3 protein-coding genes and 1 pseudogene are annotated in these 2,790 nt (G+C 61.8%); 2 read left to right on the top strand and 2 right to left on the bottom strand.

The window, feature by feature from the left end; genetic code table 11:
* Together BG35_RS12850 and BG35_RS0108680 are read right to left on the bottom strand one after the other, a co-directional pair.
* Positions 1 to 306, bottom strand: a 306-nt coding sequence (locus BG35_RS12850) for a hypothetical protein (protein WP_201768427.1), incomplete at its 3' end; no start/stop codon positions are given.
* 32 nt (positions 307 to 338) lie between these two features.
* Positions 339 to 1,499 (bottom strand): cysteine desulfurase family protein, encoded by a 1,161-nt coding sequence (locus BG35_RS0108680; protein WP_025782510.1) that lies wholly within the window; start codon positions 1,497 to 1,499, stop codon positions 339 to 341.
* 261 nt (positions 1,500 to 1,760) lie between these two features.
* On the opposite strand from BG35_RS0108680, the gene BG35_RS12845 reads away from it, so the two are divergent.
* Together BG35_RS12845 and BG35_RS11120 are read left to right on the top strand one after the other, a co-directional pair.
* Positions 1,761 to 2,171 carry a hypothetical protein gene (locus BG35_RS12845; protein ID WP_161632586.1) on the top strand — a complete coding sequence of 137 codons (411 nt, stop codon included), beginning with the start codon at positions 1,761 to 1,763 and terminating at the stop codon, positions 2,169 to 2,171.
* A gap of 52 nt (positions 2,172 to 2,223) precedes the next feature.
* Positions 2,224 to 2,790, top strand: a pseudogene (locus BG35_RS11120) (anthranilate phosphoribosyltransferase); the annotation flags it as partial.

Below are 2,790 nucleotides of genomic sequence, written 5' to 3'. Positions count from 1 at the left end.
TGCCAGATCTGGATGGCTATTGTGATAAGCATTTTTGGCAATTGTCGGGCAATGCTTTGGAATGGTGGAGACCATGAACTCCCCAACAATTGAGGAAAAGGTTGCAGGCATCAGCATTATTTCTAATCGTGCGATGCTGCGATCATGGAGTTGTTGGTTAATAAAACCAATGAAGCCAATGAATTCGTTCATTGCCCCGCAGAGATGCTCAACGGTTAGACCGTAGGGAATGCTCGCCGCTGGATTAAAGTTCTCTATGCCTACTGGTTGGGGATAGCAAGCGCTCTGCTCAAGGGAAGACTCCATTGGCGCCAGATATTTGTTGGTCACAAAGGTTTCTACGGTACTCCAGCCAAGGGCAGGGCCTCCTGCACCGCCGCCAGGGCCTGATCAATGTCTGCCGCTGTGGCACCACGCCCCAGGCCAAACCGTAGTGAGGCCGCGGCTTCCGCCGGGCTCCGGCCCAGGGCGCGCAACACGTGGGACGGCTTGCCGCTGGCGCTGCTGCAGGAAGAGCCGCTGCTGAGGGCAACGCGGCGGCGCAACCGGCTGTGGAGGCGTGCCCCATCCACACCAGCCACGGTGACGTTCAAGGTGTGGGGCAGGCTGTGGGTGGGGCAACCGTTGCGCAGCAACTCCACCCCTGCCGGAAGCTTCAGCCCGTTGAGTCCTTGCCAGAGCTTTTCCCGCAGCACCCGGAGACGTTGCCCCCGGGACTGCTGGTCTTCCAGGGCCAGGGCCAGGGCCTTGGCCAGCCCCACAATGAGGGGAGGGCTCAGGCTGCCGCTGCGATAGCCCCCCTCCTGGCCGCCACCGTGAAGCTGGGGCGCCAGCGCCAGGCCGGGGCGCGCCACCAGAGCGCCAACCCCCTTGGGGCCGTAAAACTTGTGGCCACTCAGGGACAGTAGATCCACACCCCAACCCGTCGGATCCAGGGGCACGTGGCCACAGGCCTGGGCGGCGTCACAGTGGTAGGCAATGCCCCGCTGCCGGCAGAGGGCGGCAATGGCTGCCGTGTCCTGCAGTGTGCCGATCTCGTTGTTGGCGGCCATCACGCTCACCAGCACGGTGTCCGGCCGTAATGCCGCAGCCAGGGCGTCCAACGCCAGGCGCCCATCCGGCTGCACGGGCAACACCGTCAGGGTGAATCCCAACCGCTCCAGGTAGCGGCAGGGTTCCAGCACTGCCGCGTGTTCCGTGGCCACGGTGACCAGATGGCGCCCCTGGGGGAGACGCTGCTCACAGATCCCCTTGATGGCCAGGTTGTTGGCTTCGGTGGCACCGCTGGTGAAAATCACCTGGGACGGGGTCACGCCAAGGGCGTCCGCCACGGTCTGCCGGGCGTGATCCACCGCCACGGCCGCCGCCAACCCCGGCCGATGGCCCCGTTGGGAGGGGTTGGCAAACTGCTGGCTCCAGTAGGGCGCCATGGCCGCCACCACCTGGGGGTCACAGGGGGTGGTGGCGTTGTGGTCCAGGTAGGGGATGGTCTGGGGCAAGGAAGTGAATCCAGACAGTCAAAGACAACTCAATGCAGTCTATATCCATCAAGGGGGTGGCAGAAGCCAAGCATTGGGCATTGGAGGGACGAGGCAGTGTGCAGGATCGTTCTGCTGCGCTGGCGGATCAGGTCCTGGAGACCGGAAGTTAAAGTCAGAGGGCGCCTTGACTTGCCCAAGCCGATAGTCTACACTGAACTCGTTCCTTCCACAAAGAAACTGATGGCAGTGCAGTGGCTTGTGACTCGGTCAACGGATCCAATGGATGACTCAGAAACAATTTCCGCTTCACTGGACGCCAGCAAGGGTGTCCATGGAAGAAAACCAATCCGTTTACTCTTGCAGTTTCATATACAGACCAGGGAGATTAATGCCTACATCAACTGGCACGGATGTCTTTCGCCCGATGACACCCGAAGAATTACCTATCGATTTCCTCCAGAGGCAGCACAAACGGAAGCATGGCTAGTTAGTTATGATCTCAGAGACGACAACGGAAACATGGAGTATGGCATCACAGCAGTCAGAGAACCCACTTTATTTATCGATAAGGTCTTCAAAAGTGAGCAGTTGGTTGTACGATTGACAGAGAAAAACAAGGCTCCGATCACAGCAGTGTTTGATCTCCCGAGTCCGCCATCTGAACTTGACCAAATCATCGCTGCTGGCTGAGCATGGCCCATCACCGCCCCTCTGCCTGACAAGAACCCCAGGAGGCTGCACAATGGGGAAGCATGGCCCGATCCCGGTGAACGACGAGACGCCCCAGCCGTTGGCCTGGCCCAGCCTGCTGGAGCAATTGCTGGTGGGGCTGCCTCTGGAGCCGCACCAAGCCCAGGCCCTGATGGGGGCCTGGCTGGGGGAGGAGTTGACGCCGGTGCAGACGGGGGCGTTTCTGGCGGCACTGCGCTGCAAGGGGCTTCAGGGGACGGAACTGGCGGCCATGGCCCAGGTGTTGCAGGCGGCGGCGGTATCGCCGGATTTGCCCATGCCCCCGTCACTGGAGGGTGAGGTGTTGGATACTTGCGGTACCGGGGGGGACGGCGCCGGCACGTTCAACATTTCCACGGCTGTGGCGGTGACTGCCGCGGCCTGTGGGGTTCCCGTTGCCAAACACGGCAACAGGAGTGCTTCCGGCAAGGTGGGCTCCGCCGACGTGCTGGAGGCCCTGGGGGTCAATCTCAAGGCCCCGCCGGAGATCAGCCTCAAGGCCCTGGAACGGGTGGGCCTCTGTTTTCTCTTTGCCCCGGGCTGGCATCCCGCCCTGGCGGGGCTGGCCCCGTTGCGGCGC

Source organism: Candidatus Synechococcus spongiarum SH4, assembly GCF_000586015.1.
GTDB lineage: Bacteria > Cyanobacteriota > Cyanobacteriia > PCC-6307 > Cyanobiaceae > Synechococcus_B > Synechococcus_B spongiarum_F.
Note: the sequence above shows the minus strand (reverse complement) of the source record. Positions and strands in the feature narration are given on the sequence as shown.

Excerpts from the sequence above, each read along its gene's own strand:
- BG35_RS12845 (WP_161632586.1), top strand. The coding sequence starts at position 1,761 with ATGGATGACTCAGAAACAATTTCCGCTTCACTGGACGCCAGCAAGGGT.